12 protein-coding genes, 1 tRNA gene and 1 pseudogene are annotated in these 14656 nt (G+C 63.7%); 7 read left to right on the plus strand and 7 right to left on the minus strand.

The features are described 5' to 3' along the window. Positions 1–26: 26 nt before the first annotated feature. The 7 genes and pseudogenes from PE067_RS12790 to PE067_RS12820 all read right to left on the minus strand — a co-directional run bounded on the left by PE067_RS12790 (position 27) and on the right by PE067_RS12820 (position 10185). Positions 27–650 carry a DUF1269 domain-containing protein gene (locus PE067_RS12790; protein ID WP_276189780.1) on the minus strand — a complete coding sequence of 208 codons (624 nt, stop codon included), beginning with the start codon at positions 648–650 and terminating at the stop codon, positions 27–29. Between the two features lie 307 nt (positions 651–957). After that, positions 958–5504, minus strand: a pseudogene (gene gltB, locus PE067_RS12795) (glutamate synthase large subunit). Positions 5505–5517: 13 nt separating this feature from the next. Beyond that, complete coding sequence (locus PE067_RS12800) at positions 5518–5976, minus strand: GFA family protein (protein ID WP_276189782.1); 459 nt, start codon at positions 5974–5976, stop codon at positions 5518–5520. Beyond that, complete coding sequence (locus PE067_RS12805; RefSeq protein WP_276189784.1) at positions 5973–6722, minus strand: hypothetical protein; 750 nt, start codon at positions 6720–6722, stop codon at positions 5973–5975. Before PE067_RS12805 ends, PE067_RS12800 begins: the two co-directional genes overlap by 4 nt. Before the next feature lie 17 nt (positions 6723–6739). Beyond that, positions 6740–8239, minus strand: coding sequence for an NAD(P)-dependent oxidoreductase (locus PE067_RS12810; RefSeq protein WP_276189786.1), 1500 nt, complete (start codon positions 8237–8239; stop codon positions 6740–6742). Between the two features lie 150 nt (positions 8240–8389). Further along, on the minus strand, positions 8390–9196 hold the full coding sequence (locus tag PE067_RS12815; protein WP_276190036.1) for an undecaprenyl-diphosphate phosphatase: 807 nt from the start codon (positions 9194–9196) through the stop codon (positions 8390–8392). Next, positions 9193–10185 carry a complex I NDUFA9 subunit family protein gene (locus tag PE067_RS12820; RefSeq protein ID WP_276189788.1) on the minus strand — a complete coding sequence of 331 codons (993 nt, stop codon included), beginning with the start codon at positions 10183–10185 and terminating at the stop codon, positions 9193–9195. The genes PE067_RS12815 and PE067_RS12820 overlap by 4 nt, the downstream gene beginning before the upstream one ends. Positions 10186–10416: 231 nt before the next feature. On the opposite strand from PE067_RS12820, the gene PE067_RS12825 reads away from it, so the two are divergent. The 7 genes from PE067_RS12825 (at position 10417) to lptB (ending at position 14468) form a co-directional block, all read left to right on the plus strand. Next, a tRNA-Leu gene (locus PE067_RS12825) sits at positions 10417–10501 on the plus strand. Between the two features lie 206 nt (positions 10502–10707). Next, the gene (locus PE067_RS12830) at positions 10708–10950 is read left to right on the plus strand and encodes a hypothetical protein (protein WP_276189790.1); all 243 of its coding nucleotides are present in this window, start codon (positions 10708–10710) and stop codon (positions 10948–10950) included. Between the two features lie 48 nt (positions 10951–10998). Continuing rightward, complete coding sequence (locus PE067_RS12835) at positions 10999–11613, plus strand: ribonuclease H-like domain-containing protein (RefSeq protein WP_276189792.1); 615 nt, start codon at positions 10999–11001, stop codon at positions 11611–11613. Positions 11614–11622: 9 nt separating this feature from the next. Next, positions 11623–12567 (plus strand): KpsF/GutQ family sugar-phosphate isomerase, encoded by a 945-nt coding sequence (locus PE067_RS12840; RefSeq protein ID WP_276189794.1) that lies wholly within the window; start codon positions 11623–11625, stop codon positions 12565–12567. Position 12568: 1 nt separating this feature from the next. Continuing rightward, positions 12569–13147: an LPS export ABC transporter periplasmic protein LptC gene (gene lptC / locus PE067_RS12845; RefSeq protein ID WP_276189796.1), complete on the plus strand. Its 579-nt coding sequence runs from the start codon at positions 12569–12571 to the stop codon at positions 13145–13147. Between the two features lie 62 nt (positions 13148–13209). Continuing rightward, complete coding sequence (lptA, locus tag PE067_RS12850; RefSeq protein ID WP_276189797.1) at positions 13210–13698, plus strand: lipopolysaccharide transport periplasmic protein LptA; 489 nt, start codon at positions 13210–13212, stop codon at positions 13696–13698. Continuing rightward, positions 13695–14468, plus strand: coding sequence for an LPS export ABC transporter ATP-binding protein (gene lptB / locus PE067_RS12855; RefSeq protein ID WP_276189801.1), 774 nt, complete (start codon positions 13695–13697; stop codon positions 14466–14468). The genes lptA and lptB overlap by 4 nt, the downstream gene beginning before the upstream one ends. Positions 14469–14656: the final 188 nt, after the last annotated feature.

Consider the following 14656-nt stretch of genomic DNA (forward strand, 5'->3'; position numbering starts at 1 on the left):
AGACTGCGCGGGCGAGGCTGCTGAAATCAGCGCCCGATGGGGCCGGGATCGGGGACCGGGGGCACGTCGGTCGTGGGGGCCGCAGGCGGCGCGTCGGTGTCGGTGCCAGTGTTAGTGTTCGTGTTGGCGCCGGGTTGCGGTGCGACGGTTTCGTGCAGCCTGCCGCCCGCAAAGGCCTCGCGCAGGCGGTCTTCATCGGCATTCGACAGCGAGCTTTGCAGGACGCGGCCACGTTTGTTGAAAGCCTCGATCCGGGGCAGGACCTTGTCGGCCGTGACCTTGCGCAGTAGCACGAAAACCGCCGAGCCGCCGGGGACGACGGCATGGCTGACCTCGCGCATGAAATCGTCATTGATGCCGATATCGGTGAAGCGCCCGGCAATCGCGCCGGATGCCGCGCCCACCGCCGCGCCAAGCAGCGGGTTCAGGAACAGCACCCCGACCAGCGCGCCCCAGAAGCCGCCGCCGACCGCGCCCGCGGCGGTCAGGTTGACCGCCTGATGCAGGCGGATGTCATCTTCGGAACTGCGGGTGGCGACGACGACGTCATCCATTTCCAGCAGGTATTCCTTTTGCATCTTGACCAGTTCGGCGCGTAGCTCGAACCCGGTTGGCTCATCTTCGAATGCGATGACGATCAGATCGGACATGAGGGATTTACCTTGTGAGATTTCGGCTGTGACGGCCAACGCCGTGGCTGGCGGCTCTGTTCCGCCGCGCCTGCGTATTGTGCAGAGATTACATAAAATATCTGGAAAAGCGGTTCAGTTGTTAATCTTACGTTCACACCTGCAAGCGTAGAACATGGATGTGCAACGGGAAACGCGCCCGTATGTGGCCGCAAGGCCGAAGGTGGAACTGGTGTGGATCTGCCGCAGGCCCGTGATCGTGCCGCGGCAATCGAAAGGGGCGGCATGGCTGCCGCCCTTTTCTGTAACACCGGCCTGCCTTGTCGGCCTATTCGGCGGGGATGGCGTCGTTTTCGGCCACATCGGCCAGTGGGTATTTCAGATGCGCCAGCATCTCGGTCGGGCAGATCTGCAGGAAGTTGGCTTTTTCGGTTTCCCAATGGTTCAGGATCTCGGCACCCTTCAGGGACCCGGTTTCCTTGACATGGGTTTCGATCAGTTCCTTCAACTGGGCTTCCCAATGTGCATGTCCGATGGGGCAGGTCACCAGCGTTTCCGGGTTGATATAATCCGGCGCAATGCCGTCGGGATCATACAGATAGGCCATGCCGCCGGTCATGCCCGCGCCGAAATTTGCGCCGATCCGGCCCAGAATCACCGCCACGCCGCCGGTCATATATTCGCAACCATTGGTGCCGCAGCCCTCGATCACCACCTTCGCGCCCGAGTTGCGGACGGCAAAGCGTTCGCCCGCACGGCCCGCCGCGAACAGATAGCCATCGGTCGCGCCATACAGGACCGTGTTGCCGATGATCGTGTTGTCGGCGGCGACCAGCGGGCTGTCCATCGGCGGGCGCACGGTGATGGTGCCACCCGACAGGCCCTTGCCGACATAGTCGTTGGCATCGCCCGAAACCTCGATCTTCAGCCCCGGCGCGGCAAAGGCGCCAAGCGACTGGCCCGCCGAACCCGTCAGCCGCACGGTCAGGTGATCGGGTTGCAGTTTGTTGCGCATCCCGAAGGTCGAGACGATCATGCTGGAGGTCCGCGTCCCCACCGTGCGCAGCGTGTTGCGCACCGCATAGGACAGCTGCATTTTCTCGCCATCGCTGAAGAACCGCTCCGCATCGCGGATGATTTCGGCATCCAGCGTGTCCATCACGGCATTGCGCGGTTTGGAACGGTCATAGACGATCTTGTCCGCGCCATCGACAGTGATCAGCAGCGGGTTCAGGTCGAGATCGTCCAGCGATTTGTCGCCACGGCTGACCTGCGTCAGCAGATCGGCGCGGCCGATCACTTCGTCCAGCGAACGCGCGCCGATGCTGGCCAGCACCTCGCGCACTTCGGTCGCGTAGAAGGTGATCAGGTTCACGACCTTGTCCGCGCTGCCGGTGAACATGGCGCGCAGCTTTTCATCCTGCGTGCAGACGCCGACGGGGCAGGTGTTCGACTGGCACTGGCGCACCATGATGCAGCCCATCGCGATCAGGGCGGCGGTGCCGATGCCATATTCCTCGGCCCCCATCATCGCGGCCATGACGATGTCGCGGCCCGTGCGCAGCCCGCCATCGGTGCGCAGGGTGACGCGTTCGCGCAGCTTGTTCATCGCCAGAACCTGATGCGCCTCGGTCAGGCCCATTTCCCAGGGCAGGCCCGCGAATTTGATCGATGTCGCGGGGCTGGCGCCCGTGCCGCCGTTATGGCCCGACACCAGAATGATATCGGCCTTGGCCTTGGCCACACCCGCCGCAATCGTGCCGACCCCGGACGAGGCCACCAGCTTGACGGTGATCTTGGCGCGCGGGTTGATCTGTTTCAGGTCATAGATCAGCTGCGCCAGATCCTCGATACTGTAGATATCGTGGTGCGGCGGGGGCGAGATCAGCGTCACGCCCTTGGTCGAGTGGCGCAGGCGGGCGATCAGATCGGTGACCTTCATCCCCGGCAACTGGCCGCCCTCGCCGGGTTTGGCACCTTGGGCGACCTTGATTTCCAACTCCTCGCAGGCGTTCAGATATTCCGCCGTGACGCCAAAACGGCCCGAGGCAACCTGCTTGATCTTGGCACAGGGGTTGTCGCCATTCGGCAGCGGGTGGCTGTGGGCCGGATCCTCGCCGCCCTCGCCGCTGTCGGATTTTGCGCCGATGCGGTTCATGGCGATGTTCAGCGTCATATGCGCCTCGGGCGACAGCGCGCCGGGCGACATCCCCGGCGTCACGAAACGCTTGCGGATGCTGGTGATGCTTTCGACTTCCTCGATGGGCACGGGTTTGCCAAGCGATTTGATATCCAGCAGGTCGCGGATATGGATCGGCGGATTGGCCCGCATCTGCGCGGAATATTGTTTCCAGATATCATAGGACGCCTTGTCGCAGGCGAGTTGCAGCAGGCGCATGGTGTTGGCTTCCCATGCGTGTTTTTCGCCAGATCGCCGCGCCTTGTAGAAACCGCCGACCGGCAGCAGCCCGACCGCATCCTGACCAAAGCCCTTTGCCATGCGCCTCGATCAGCTTGGCCTGCGCCGTGCAGGCCGATGCCGGAAATCCGCGACTGCATGCCGGGGAAATATTCGGCGACCATGGCGCGGCTCAGGCCGACCGCCTCAAAGTTCAGGCCGCCGCGATAGGACGACAGGACCGAAATCCCCATTTTCGCCATGATCTTCAGCAGGCCCGCGTCGATGGCGTGGCGATACAGGTCCATGATGTCCTTCAGCTCACCCGCCAGCAGGCCGCGTTCGATCCGGTCGGCCAGCGTGGCCTGCGCCAGATAGGGGTTCACCGTGGTCGCGCCGCAGCCGATCAGCACCGCGAAATCATGCGGGTCGATGCAGTCGGATGCACGGACGTTCAGCGCGCAGAAGGTGCGCAGCCCCTTGCGGGTCAGCCAGCCGTGAACCGCGCTGGTCGCCGTGATCATCGGCACGCCGATGCGGGCATCGCTGATGCCTTCGTCGGTCAGGATGATATGGCCTTCGCCCGAACGCACGGCATCCTCTGCCTCGGCGCGGATCCGGGCCAGCGCCTCGCCCAGTGCATCCGGCCCGCCATCGGCGGCAAAGGTGCAGTCGATTTTCGTGACCTGTTCGCCGAACATCACGGACAGCGCCTCGAATTCACGATCGGCCAGGAAGGGGCTTTCCAGCATGGTGATTTCGGTCTGGGACGAGCTTTCCTCCAGCACGTTTTTCAGGTTGCCGAACCGCGTGCGCAGGCTCATCACGCGGTTTTCGCGCAAGCTGTCGATGGGCGGGTTGGTGACCTGGCTGAAGTTCTGGCGGAAGTAATGCGACAGCGGCCGATACTGGCGCGACAGCACCGCAGGCGGCGTGTCATCCCCCATCGAGGCCAGCGCCTCCTTGCCGTCCTCGCCCATCGGGGCCAACACCTGTTCGATCAGTTCGACCGTATAGCCCGCCGCGATCTGGCGGCGGCGCAGGTCGTCGCCCGCATGCAGCGGCAGTTCGTCCAGCTGGGCCATTTCCTCGGACGGCTGGATGACTTTTTCGACCCAATCGCCAAAGGGCAGGCTGGCGGCCAGCGTGTCCTTCATCTCGCGGTCGTGATAGAGGCGACCTTCGGCCATATCGACGGCGATCATCTGGCCGGGGCCAAGCGCGCCTTTTTCGACGACAAAAGCCTCGTTCACGGGGACCATGCCGATTTCCGAACCGGCGATCAGCAGCTTGTCCTGCGTCACGACATAGCGCATCGGGCGCAAGCCGTTGCGGTCCAGACCGCCGCAGACCCAACGGCCATCGGTCATGGCCAGCGCCGCCGGACCGTCCCAGGGTTCCATGATCGAATTGCAATAGGCATACATGTCGGCCCATGCGCGCGGCATGTCGGTCGTGGCCTTTGACCATGCTTCGGGCACCAGAATCGTCTTGACCATCGGGGCCGAACGGCCCGAGCGGACCAGAACCTCGAACACCGCATCCAGCGCCGCCGAATCCGACGACCCGCCCGGCACGATCGGTTTGATTTCGTCCGCCATCTCGCCAGCGGCATTGCTGGCCATGCGGATTTCATGGCTGCGCAGCCAGTTCAGGTTGCCTTTCAGCGTGTTGATTTCGCCGTTATGGGCCAGCATGCGGAAAGGCTGGGCCAGCCACCATTGCGGGAAAGTATTGGTCGAATAACGCTGGTGATAGATCGCGAATGACGATTCGAACCGTTCATCCTTGAGGTCGGGATAGAATTCCGCGACCTGTTCGGCCAGCATCATGCCCTTGTAGATGATCGACCGGCAGGACAGCGAGGCGAAGTAAAGCCCCGCGATCTGCGCTGCAATCGCCGCGCGTTCGATGCGGCGGCGGATGATATACAGCTCGCGTTCAAAGCGGATCTCGTCGATGTCCTTTTCGCAGCGGATCAGGATCTGTTCGATTTCGGGGCGCGTCGCATTGGCCTTTTCGCCCAGAACGCTGGTGTTCACGGGGACGTGGCGCCAGCCGTAGATATAGTGTCCCATGCGCAGGACTTCGGATCTGACGATGGTCCGGCAGCGTTCTTGCGCGGCAAAATCGGTGCGGGGCAGGAACACCTGGCCGACGGCGATCAGTTTCGACTTGTCGGGTTCATGCCCGGTGCGGCGGACCTGATCGTAAAAGAAGGGGACGGGGATCTGGACATGGATGCCCGCGCCGTCGCCGGTCTTGCCATCGGCATCGACCGCGCCACGGTGCCAGATCGCTTTCAGCGCGTCGATGCCGCTTTCGACGACCTTGCGGCTTGGCTTGCCCTCGATGGACACGACCAGCCCGACGCCGCAGGACGAATGTTCGTCTTCCTCGCGATACAGCGAATTCTGCGCCATCCAGTCGCGGCGGGCCTGCTCTGCGGCTTCCCAGTTGCTGTCGAATTCGGTCATGGCTTGGCTCCCTTCAGGCGGGGTTGGCTGGATCGGATGCGGGATCGGCGAAGAGCGCCTCGACCTCTGCTCCGGTCAGTTTTTCGGTGGGACCGGCAAAACCCCATGCGTCGGGTTTGCTGTCGAAATAGATTTCGTGGGCCAGCCGCATGTCGGACAGATCGTCCAGCAGGCCCGCCGACAGGTAATAATCGCTGCCCGGCTGGTTCATGCGAAACCACAGGGACGAACCGCAGCGGCGGCAAAAGGACCGGCTGGCCCATTCCGACGAGACATAGGTTTCCACCCATTCCGCCCCGGTCACCGTCAGCGCATCGGCGGGCACCATCACGGTCATCGACATCGCGCCATTGTTGCGCCGGCAGCTATCGCAATGGCAGGCGTGCAGATCGGCGCCCAGATCGCGCATCTGCACGCCCACCGCCCCGCACAGGCAGCGGCCGCTGCGGTCATGCAGCAGGGCGCCGGTCACAGCTTTGCCCCGGATTGCAGCGGGTCGCTGGCGCGGACCATCTGCAGGTCGCAGTCATATTGCGGCGTGGTGTCGCCGAAACCGGGCTGGCCGGGAAAGGCAAAGCGCACGGGCGTGTCGTTGTCTTCGACCGCATTGCCGGTCCAGTCGGTCGATTTTTCGGTCCCGCCATAGAAACGGCCATGGGCGCGGCTGATGAACTGGCTGCCCTGACGGTGGATCAGCAGATCGCCGGATTCGCTGTAGGTTTTCAGGTCGAACTGCGTGACCTCCAGCGCGACGCCGCTGATTTCGGTCGTTTCGCCGGTCAGGATGTCATGGCCGACATGGTGCAGACGCTCGCCCGTGTTCGAGACGGTCCAGAAATCGAAATCGTCGCGCCCGCTGTCCAGCAGGGTCGAGAAAGACGCATGGTCGGGTGAATCGTCCACCAGCGTATCGGCCAGCCCGGACAGCAGGTTGCGGCTTTGCATCCAGCGGGTTTCGACGTCGATGCGCGATTCATAGACCGGCCCGTCGGGGGTAAAGATCGTGACGCGCTGATCGCCCGCCTGATCGGCGGTGCAACGATAGTGCTGCGACACGGTGCAACTGCGGTTCTGGACGGTGATTTCCAGCGTGCAGCCAGCGGGCGGCGTGAAAATACCTGCGGCGGCAGCGGGTTGTGCCGAAAGGGTCATCATTGCTGCCGTAACTCCAAAGGCGGCGGTCAGAATCGGCATCGGGGAAAAGAAGTTACGAAACATCTGCATCCTGCCTTTCGTCATTCCGCCGCGATGCGCGACGCATTGGTCAGATATTCGGCGATGCTGTCGGCGGCTTCGCGGCCGTCGCGGATCGCCCAGACAACCAGACTTGCGCCGCGCACGATATCGCCCACGGCATAGACGCCGGGCAGGCTGGTCGCATGGGTCTGGAAATCGGCCTTGATCGTGCCCCAACGGGTGACCTCCAGCCCGTCGACACCCCACAGGCGCGGGATTTCTTCGGGTTCAAAGCCAAGCGCCTTGATGACCAGATCGGCGGGTTCGTCGTAATCGGCGCCCTCGATCAGTTCGGGGCTGCGGCGGCCCGACACATCGGGGGCGCCAAGCCGCATCTTGTGCACCCGGACCGATCCCACGCGCGGATCTCCCACGCGCGGATCGCCGTCCACGTCGATTTCCTGCGCGGTCGCGGCTTCGCCGGTGACATGGCCCGCGAAGGCGCCGGGGGCGGACAGCCAGACGAATTCGACGCCCTCTTCCTCGGCGTTTTGAACCTCGCGCTGCGAGCCGGGCATATTGGCGCGGTCGCGGCGATACAGGCATTTCACCGACGTCGCGCCCTGACGGATCGCGGTGCGCACGCAATCCATCGCGGTATCGCCGCCGCCGATGACGACGACGTTCTTGCCCTGGGCGTTCAGTTCGCCATCTTCGAAATCGGGAACCTCGTCGCCCAGATCGACCTTGTTCGAGGCGGTCAGGTAATCCAGCGCCCGCACGACCCCGCGTGCATCGGCATTGTCGATGTCCAGATCGCGGGTCTTGTAAACGCCGGTCGCGATCAGCACCGCATCATGGCGGCCCCGGATCGCGTCAAAGCTGATATCCTCGCCGACATTCTGGTTCAGCACGAATTCGACCCCGCCCTGCGCCAGATGGGCATTGCGGCGTTCGACCACGTCCTTTTCCAGCTTGAAGCCGGGGATGCCATAGATCAGCAGCCCGCCCGCGCGGTCGTGGCGGTCATAGACGGTGACCTGAAAGCCCATGCGGCGCAGGCGGTCGGCGGCGGCCAGCCCGCCCGGACCCGCGCCGATGATGCCGATGGATTCGGCACGTTCGACCGATGGCGCGATGGCGCGGACCCAGCCCTGTTCCCATGCCGTGTCGGTGATGTATTTTTCGATCGCGCCGATGGTGACGGTGCCATGGCCGGATTGTTCGATGACGCAATTGCCTTCGCACAACCGGTCCTGCGGGCAGATGCGGCCGCAGATTTCGGGGAAAGTGTTGGTTTCCTGCGACCGCAGATAGGCTTCTTCGGTGCGGCCTTCGGCGGTCAGGTGCAGCCAGTCGGGGATATTGTTGTGCAGCGGGCAATGCGACTGGCAATAGGGCACGCCGCATTGGCTGCAGCGGCTGGCCTGTTCGGTCGCCTTCGCCTCGGCGAATTCACGGTAGATTTCGTGAAAATCATGCGAGCGGTCTGCCGCGTCACGTTTCTCGGGCATCTCGCGGCCGATCGTGACGAATTTCAGCATCTTTTGCGTGGCCATTGCTGCGCATCCCCGGTGAACAATCCTTGTCCACAGGGAATACGCGCTGGCCCCGTCAATTAAAAGTCAGTTCTGCTTACCTATTTTACGTTTTCCAGGCCCGGCGGGTTAATTTTTTCCGCTGATGGGTGAAAAATAGGTCAGCAAGATTTACCCAATTGTCGCCAGCCCCAGCAAAGCCACGCTGCCGACGATGATTCGCCACCAGGCGAACAGGGCATATCCATGTGCGGAAATATAACCCAGAACGCCCTTGACGACGACGATGGCGGCCAGAAAGGCGCAGACAAAGCCGATGATGACATTGGACAGGGCCGCCCCTTCCAGCAGGTCCCGGTTCTTCATCAGGTCATAGGTGAAGGCGCCCAGCATGGTTGGCATGGACAAATAAAAGCTGAACTCTGCTGCGGAACGCTTGTCCGCGCCCAGAAGCAGCGCGCCAACGATGGTCGAGCCGGAACGCGACACGCCGGGGATCAGCGCCAGACATTGGAACAGGCCGATCTTGATCGCCATGGGCAGGGGAAAATCCTCGGCCCGGAAATGGCGCGGATGATCGGCCAGCTTGTCCACGACCAGCAGGATCACGCCGCCGACGATCAGCATCGCGGCAACCAGCGCGGGCGTTTCGAACAGCACCGATTTGATGAAACCATGCAGCAACACGCCGACAAAGGCCGCAGGCAGAAAGGCCAGCAGCGCGCCGGTCAGGAACCGCCGCGATTCACTGTTATGGCTGGCGGTCGTGATCAGATGCCACAGCTTGGTCGAATAGACCCCCAGCACCGCCAGAATCGCACCCAACTGGATCAGCACCTCAAAGGTGCGGCCGGGCGAATCGAATCCCAGAAAATGGCCGACAAGCAAAAGATGCCCTGTCGAGGAAACCGGGATGAATTCGGTCAGCCCTTCGAGCAGCCCCAGAATGGCCGCGACGATCGTGTTGTGTTCCATCAGTTCCGGCGCAGTTGCTTGGCTGTGTCGATGATCGATTCGTATTGGCCAAGCGGGCGGAAGCGCCACAGATATTCACCGATCACGGCACCTGTCGCGGTCGGCTCGATCCCCAGATCCGCAAAGCCGGGCGTGTCCTGGCCGCGGATATTGTCGTGGCGCAGTTGCCTGACCTGATCCCTGGTCAGGATGCGGTTGGTCAGCAGCCCGCCCGACACGACCTGCACCGCGTCCAGAACGCCGCCCATGATCCCCGCCATCCACAGCGGCAGGCCCAGAATCAGGCGGCGGCGGTCGACGGTCTTCAGGACCTGCTGCGCGATTTCGCGCATGGACATGACATCGGGACCGGCCAGTTCATAGATGCCGGGCTGCAGCCTGCCTTCGGCGCCCATCGCGCCGACGCGGGCGACATCCATGACATAGACCGGCTGGAGCCTTGCCCCGGCGCCCGGAACCGCAAGGATCGGGCCAAAGCGGGTCATGCCGGCCAGGCGGTTGTAGAAGCTGTCGTCCGAACCAAAGATCACCGAGGGACGCAGGATCACCGCATCCGCGCGATGTTCCAGCACGGCGGCTTCGCCCTGCCCCTTGGTCGCGGCATAGCGGCTGTCCGATCCTGCATCGGCACCAAGCGCCGAGACATGGACCAGATGGGGCACAGCCAGTTGCGCCGACAGCCGCGAGATCCGGCCCGCAGCTTCGACATGAACGGCGTCAAAGGTGTTGCGCCCCTGACGGACGATGATGCCGACGCAGTTCACGACGGCATCCGCATCGGTCATCGCGGCCTGCACCGACAGGTCGTCGCGGACGTTGCAAAAGACCGGCTCGACCTGACCCGGCGCACCATAGGTGCGCACAACCCCGGCCTCGTTCGGCCTGCGGACGGCGACGCGGACGCGCCAGCCCTGTTCGGCCAGCATTCGCGTGATCTGCCGGCCAAGGAACCCCGAGCCGCCATAAACGGTGACCAGTTTCGCTACGGACATGCGCCGCTCCTTTGGTAGGTGCCCTCCCGCTCATTACCCAAGCTGCCCGCCAGCGGCAAGCACCGTGCGGCGCCCTGTCACGGGCACAGCGGCGGAAACACCGGGGATCGTCGCGATTTTCACCCCGCACCGAAAGCTGTGGCAGAAAGAAATGAAGAATTTGCAAAATTTCTGTCATGGCCCCGTTGACACCCCTGCGGGCTGGGTCTAAATCCCGCCTCCACAACACCGGCCCAGGTGGCGGAATTGGTAGACGCGCACGGTTCAGGTCCGTGTGCCGCAAGGCGTGGAGGTTCGAGTCCTCTTCTGGGCACCATTAAAAAGCCCGTGATCCCGAAACGGATCGCGGGCTTTTTAATTTTCCGGACATGGCCCGAAATATGGCCCGAAAACGCCATCTGCGGGGCGGATATGTTCAGCGAACTGTCATCCACAAGATATGGAACTGTTCCCGCTGTTATGCGGCGGTGTCACAATCATCCGCTAGATATGCTGCTGAACAGCATTGCATTGGGGATGGCCATGAACCCCTGGTGGAAGACCTCTGTCACGATCAACCGCGCCCTATGCGGCAACAAGACCGAACCCTTGTGCTCGCGCGTCTATCGCCAGCAACCTTCGGCGGCGCGGTCGGCCTTTATCCGGGCCATGGATCTGTTCTTCAAGGAACAGGACCATTGCGCGATGATCCATTCGCGCTGGAACGAACTGCACGACGCCTGCACGATGGCGCAGGATGTGGGGCGCATCCGGGCTGGAATGTGACCGCGAAAAGGGATTAGACGGGGCCAGACAGATTTCCGGGGCCCCCGCATGAGCATCCATCTTTACCAGCACGACCTGCCTGACGATCTTGACCTTGGGCCGGTGGTTGCGATCGACACCGAAACCATGGGGCTGGACCCGCGCCGCGACCGGCTGTGTCTGGTGCAGATGTCGTCGGGCGATGGTGCCGCGCATCTGGTCCAGATCGCCCGTGACCAGCGCGAGGCGCCCAATCTGGTGCGGATGTTGGCCGATCCCGATGTGCTGAAACTGTTCCATTACGGGCGTTTCGACATTGCCGCGCTGGAGGCGGCCTTTGGCGTCGTCACCGCGCCCGTCTGGTGCACCAAGATCGCGTCCAAGATGGTGCGGACCTTCACCGACCGGCACGGGCTGAAATACCTGCTGTCCGAACTGGTGGGCGTCGATATTTCCAAGCAGCAGCAGACCAGTGACTGGGGCGCGGCGGATCTGACCGATGCGCAGCTGGAATACGCGGCCTCGGACGTGCTGTATCTGCACAGGCTCAAGGCCGAACTGGAAAGGCGGCTGGAGCGCGAGGGCCGGACCGGCCTGGCGCAGGCCTGTTTCGATTTCCTGCCCGCCCGCGCCCATCTGGATCTGATGGGGTGGGGGGATGAAAATGACATTTTCCGGCATTAGATAGCTGCCATGAACGCATATATCGACACCGCCCGCCGCGTCATCACCACCGAAGCCGAAGGTCTGGCCCGGTTGGCTGACAGCCTTGATGACGGCTTTGCCCGCGCGATTGAACTGATCCTGGCGGCGAAAGGCCGCGTGATCGTGTCGGGCATGGGCAAATCCGGTCATATCGGGCGCAAGATCGCGGCGACATTCGCATCCACGGGGACGCCCGCGCAATTCGTCCACCCGGCCGAGGCCAGCCATGGCGATCTGGGCATGGTCACGCAGGGCGATGTCGCGCTGGTGCTGTCGAATTCCGGCGAAACGCCCGAACTGGCCGATCTGATCGCCCATACCCGGCGCTTTCAGATCCCGCTGATCGGCGTCGCCAGCAAGGCGCAATCGACGCTGCTGCGTCAGGCCGATGTGGCGCTGGTCCTGCCCGCCGCGCCCGAGGCCTGCGGGACCGGGATCGTGCCTTCGACCTCGACCACGATGACATTGGCGCTTGGCGATGCCCTCGCGATCGCGCTGATGGAACATCGCAAGTTCACCCCCGAACATTTCCGCACCTTCCACCCCGGCGGCAAGCTGGGGGCGCGGCTGTCGCGGGTCGGCGACCTGATGCATCGCGACATTCCGCTGGTCGCGGAAAACGCGCCGATGTCGGATGCGCTGCTGGTCATCAGCCAAAAGGGTTTCGGCGTCACCGGCGTCACCGATGGCAGCGGCGCGCTGGTTGGCATCATCACCGACGGCGACCTTCGCCGCCATATGCAGGGGCTGCTGGACCAGACCGCGGCGCAGGTGATGACCCGCAATCCGCGCACCATCCAATCCGACGCGCTGGCCGAATCCGCGCTGGCCGAGATGCAGGACCGCAAGATCACCAGCCTGTTCGCGGTTCAGGACGGGCGGCCCGTCGGCATCCTGCATATCCACGATTTCCTGCGGATCGGGGCGGTCTGAGATGACGCGGACCCGGATCGTCGGCTGGCTGCGCGTGATCCTGCCGCTGACGGCGCTGGTGATCCTGTCGACGCTGTTCCTGCTCGGCAGGAAACCCGAACCGGGCGCGTCGCTGCCCTATGCCGATGTCACGCCCGAGGAACTGGCCGCGCGCCCGCAGATCACCCAGCCCCGCTTTGCCGGGGTTGCCGGCGACGGGACGGAAATCGCGGTCGAGGCGAAAAGCGCATCCCCCGGACAGCAGGACGGGCGCAGCACCGTGGATGAGGTGCGGCTGACCCTGACCGGCACCGATGGCGTCGTCGCCCATGTCGATGCGCAGCAGGGCGAGATGATGGGCCAGCAGTTGCGGCTGGCCGATGATGTCCGCATGGATACCTCGACCGGATGGGTGCTGACCTCGCAGGAATTGCTGGCCGAACTGGATCAGGGCACGCTGCGCTCCGACAGCCGGGTCGATGTCACTGCCCCGTTCGGCGAGCTGACGGCAGGCGGGATGACGCTGCGCCGCACGCCTGACGGGGCCGGCAACCATGTTCTTGATTTGAATGGTGGAGTGCGGATGTTATATCGCCCGTGATCCGCTGATGCTGCTGACTCGCCGGCCTGACCCTGGCCGGGCGTCCCTTGAAAGGGTTTCCGATGCCTCGATTCCTTTGCGCTGCCTTCGCCGCTCTGGCCCTGATGCTGCCTTTTTCGGCGGTGGGGCAAAGCGTCAGCTTTGGCCAGCGCGCGGATGTGAAGGCCCCGGTCGAGGTGACGGCCGACAATCTGTCGGTCGATCAGGCCAGCGGGCTGGCGACATTCACCGGCAATGTCGTGATCGGGCAGGGGGCGATGCGGCTGGCGGCGGACAAGGTGACCGTGACCTATGCGCAGGGCGGCCAGAACCGTATCAGCGCGCTGCAGGCCACCGGCAATGTCACGCTGGTCAACGGTCCCGACGCGGCCGAGGCGGCGCGCGCCGATTACAGCGTCGACAGCGGCAATGTCATCCTGACCGGCGATGTCGTGCTGACGCAGGGCCAGAATGTCCTGTCGGGCGAAACGGTCGAGGTGAACCTTGCCACCGGCACCGCCAATGTCGCGGGTCGCGTGCGTTCGGTCTTTCAGCCGGAATCCCGCCCATGAGCGTGGTCGGGGCAGGGCAGGGCGATGGCGCAACCGGCCTGGGCGCAACCGGCCTGAATGTGCGCGGGCTGCGCAAAAGCTATCGCAACCGCCCGGTGATCCGCGATGTGTCGATGGAACTGGCGCGGGGCGAGGTCGTGGCGCTGCTGGGGCCGAACGGTTCGGGCAAGACGACATGCTTTTACTGTATCGCCGGGCTGGTCGCGCCGGATGCGGGGCAGGTGCTGATCGACGGCGCGAATGCCATCGCCTTGCCGATGTTCCGTCGCGCCCGCATGGGCATCGGCTATCTGCCGCAGGAAATGTCGATCTTTCGCGGCCTGACGGTCGAACAGAACATCAATTCCGTGCTGGAACTGGTCACCCGCAACGCCCATCACTGTCAGGAACGGCTGGAGGAGTTGCTGGGCGATTTTTCCATCGGCCATCTGCGCGGCGCATCGGCCATGGCGCTGTCGGGGGGCGAAAGGCGGCGGGTCGAGATCGCGCGCTGCCTTGCGGCAAATCCGCGCTATCTGTTGCTGGACGAACCCTTTGCCGGGGTCGATCCGATTGCCGTCGCTGAAATCCGCGGTCTGGTCCATGACCTGAAAAGCCGTGGCATCGGCGTGTTGATCACCGATCACAACGTCCGCGAAACCCTTGGGATCGTGGACCGCGCCTATATTCTGCACGACGGCCATGTCCTGCGTTCCGGCACGGCCGAGGAAATCGTCGCCGACCCGCAGGTCCGTCAGGTCTATCTGGGCGAAGGCTTTCGCATGGGCTGATGGTTGTGCGCGGCGCGGTCCTGCGCGCATGACGCGAATCCGCCGGTTCATCCATGCCCGTTGACAGATGCGCGGACCTGTCCCCAAATGAGGTGATGGGAACGTGGCCTTGGCTTCTCTTTCCCAGACACATCCCGACCGGCGCGGGTCGGACGCTCTGCGCCCAAGGGCAACCGAAAGGACATAAC

It is taken from the genome of Paracoccus sp. DMF-8, from assembly GCF_029309835.1.
GTDB lineage: Bacteria > Pseudomonadota > Alphaproteobacteria > Rhodobacterales > Rhodobacteraceae > Paracoccus.

Bases quoted from the DNA above. Each gene is read 5' to 3' on its own strand.
- PE067_RS12790 (WP_276189780.1), bottom strand. From the start codon at position 650: ATGTCCGATCTGATCGTCATCGCATTCGAAGATGAGCCAACCGGGTTC.
- PE067_RS12805 (WP_276189784.1), bottom strand. From the start codon at position 6,722: ATGTTTCGTAACTTCTTTTCCCCGATGCCGATTCTGACCGCCGCCTTT.
- PE067_RS12810 (WP_276189786.1), bottom strand. From the start codon at position 8,239: ATGGCCACGCAAAAGATGCTGAAATTCGTCACGATCGGCCGCGAGATG.
- PE067_RS12820 (WP_276189788.1), bottom strand. From the start codon at position 10,185: ATGTCCGTAGCGAAACTGGTCACCGTTTATGGCGGCTCGGGGTTCCTT.
- PE067_RS12830 (WP_276189790.1), top strand. From the start codon at position 10,708: ATGAACCCCTGGTGGAAGACCTCTGTCACGATCAACCGCGCCCTATGC.
- PE067_RS12835 (WP_276189792.1), top strand. From the start codon at position 10,999: ATGAGCATCCATCTTTACCAGCACGACCTGCCTGACGATCTTGACCTT.
- PE067_RS12840 (WP_276189794.1), top strand. From the start codon at position 11,623: ATGAACGCATATATCGACACCGCCCGCCGCGTCATCACCACCGAAGCC.
- lptC (WP_276189796.1), top strand. From the start codon at position 12,569: ATGACGCGGACCCGGATCGTCGGCTGGCTGCGCGTGATCCTGCCGCTG.
- lptA (WP_276189797.1), top strand. From the start codon at position 13,210: ATGCCTCGATTCCTTTGCGCTGCCTTCGCCGCTCTGGCCCTGATGCTG.
- lptB (WP_276189801.1), top strand. From the start codon at position 13,695: ATGAGCGTGGTCGGGGCAGGGCAGGGCGATGGCGCAACCGGCCTGGGC.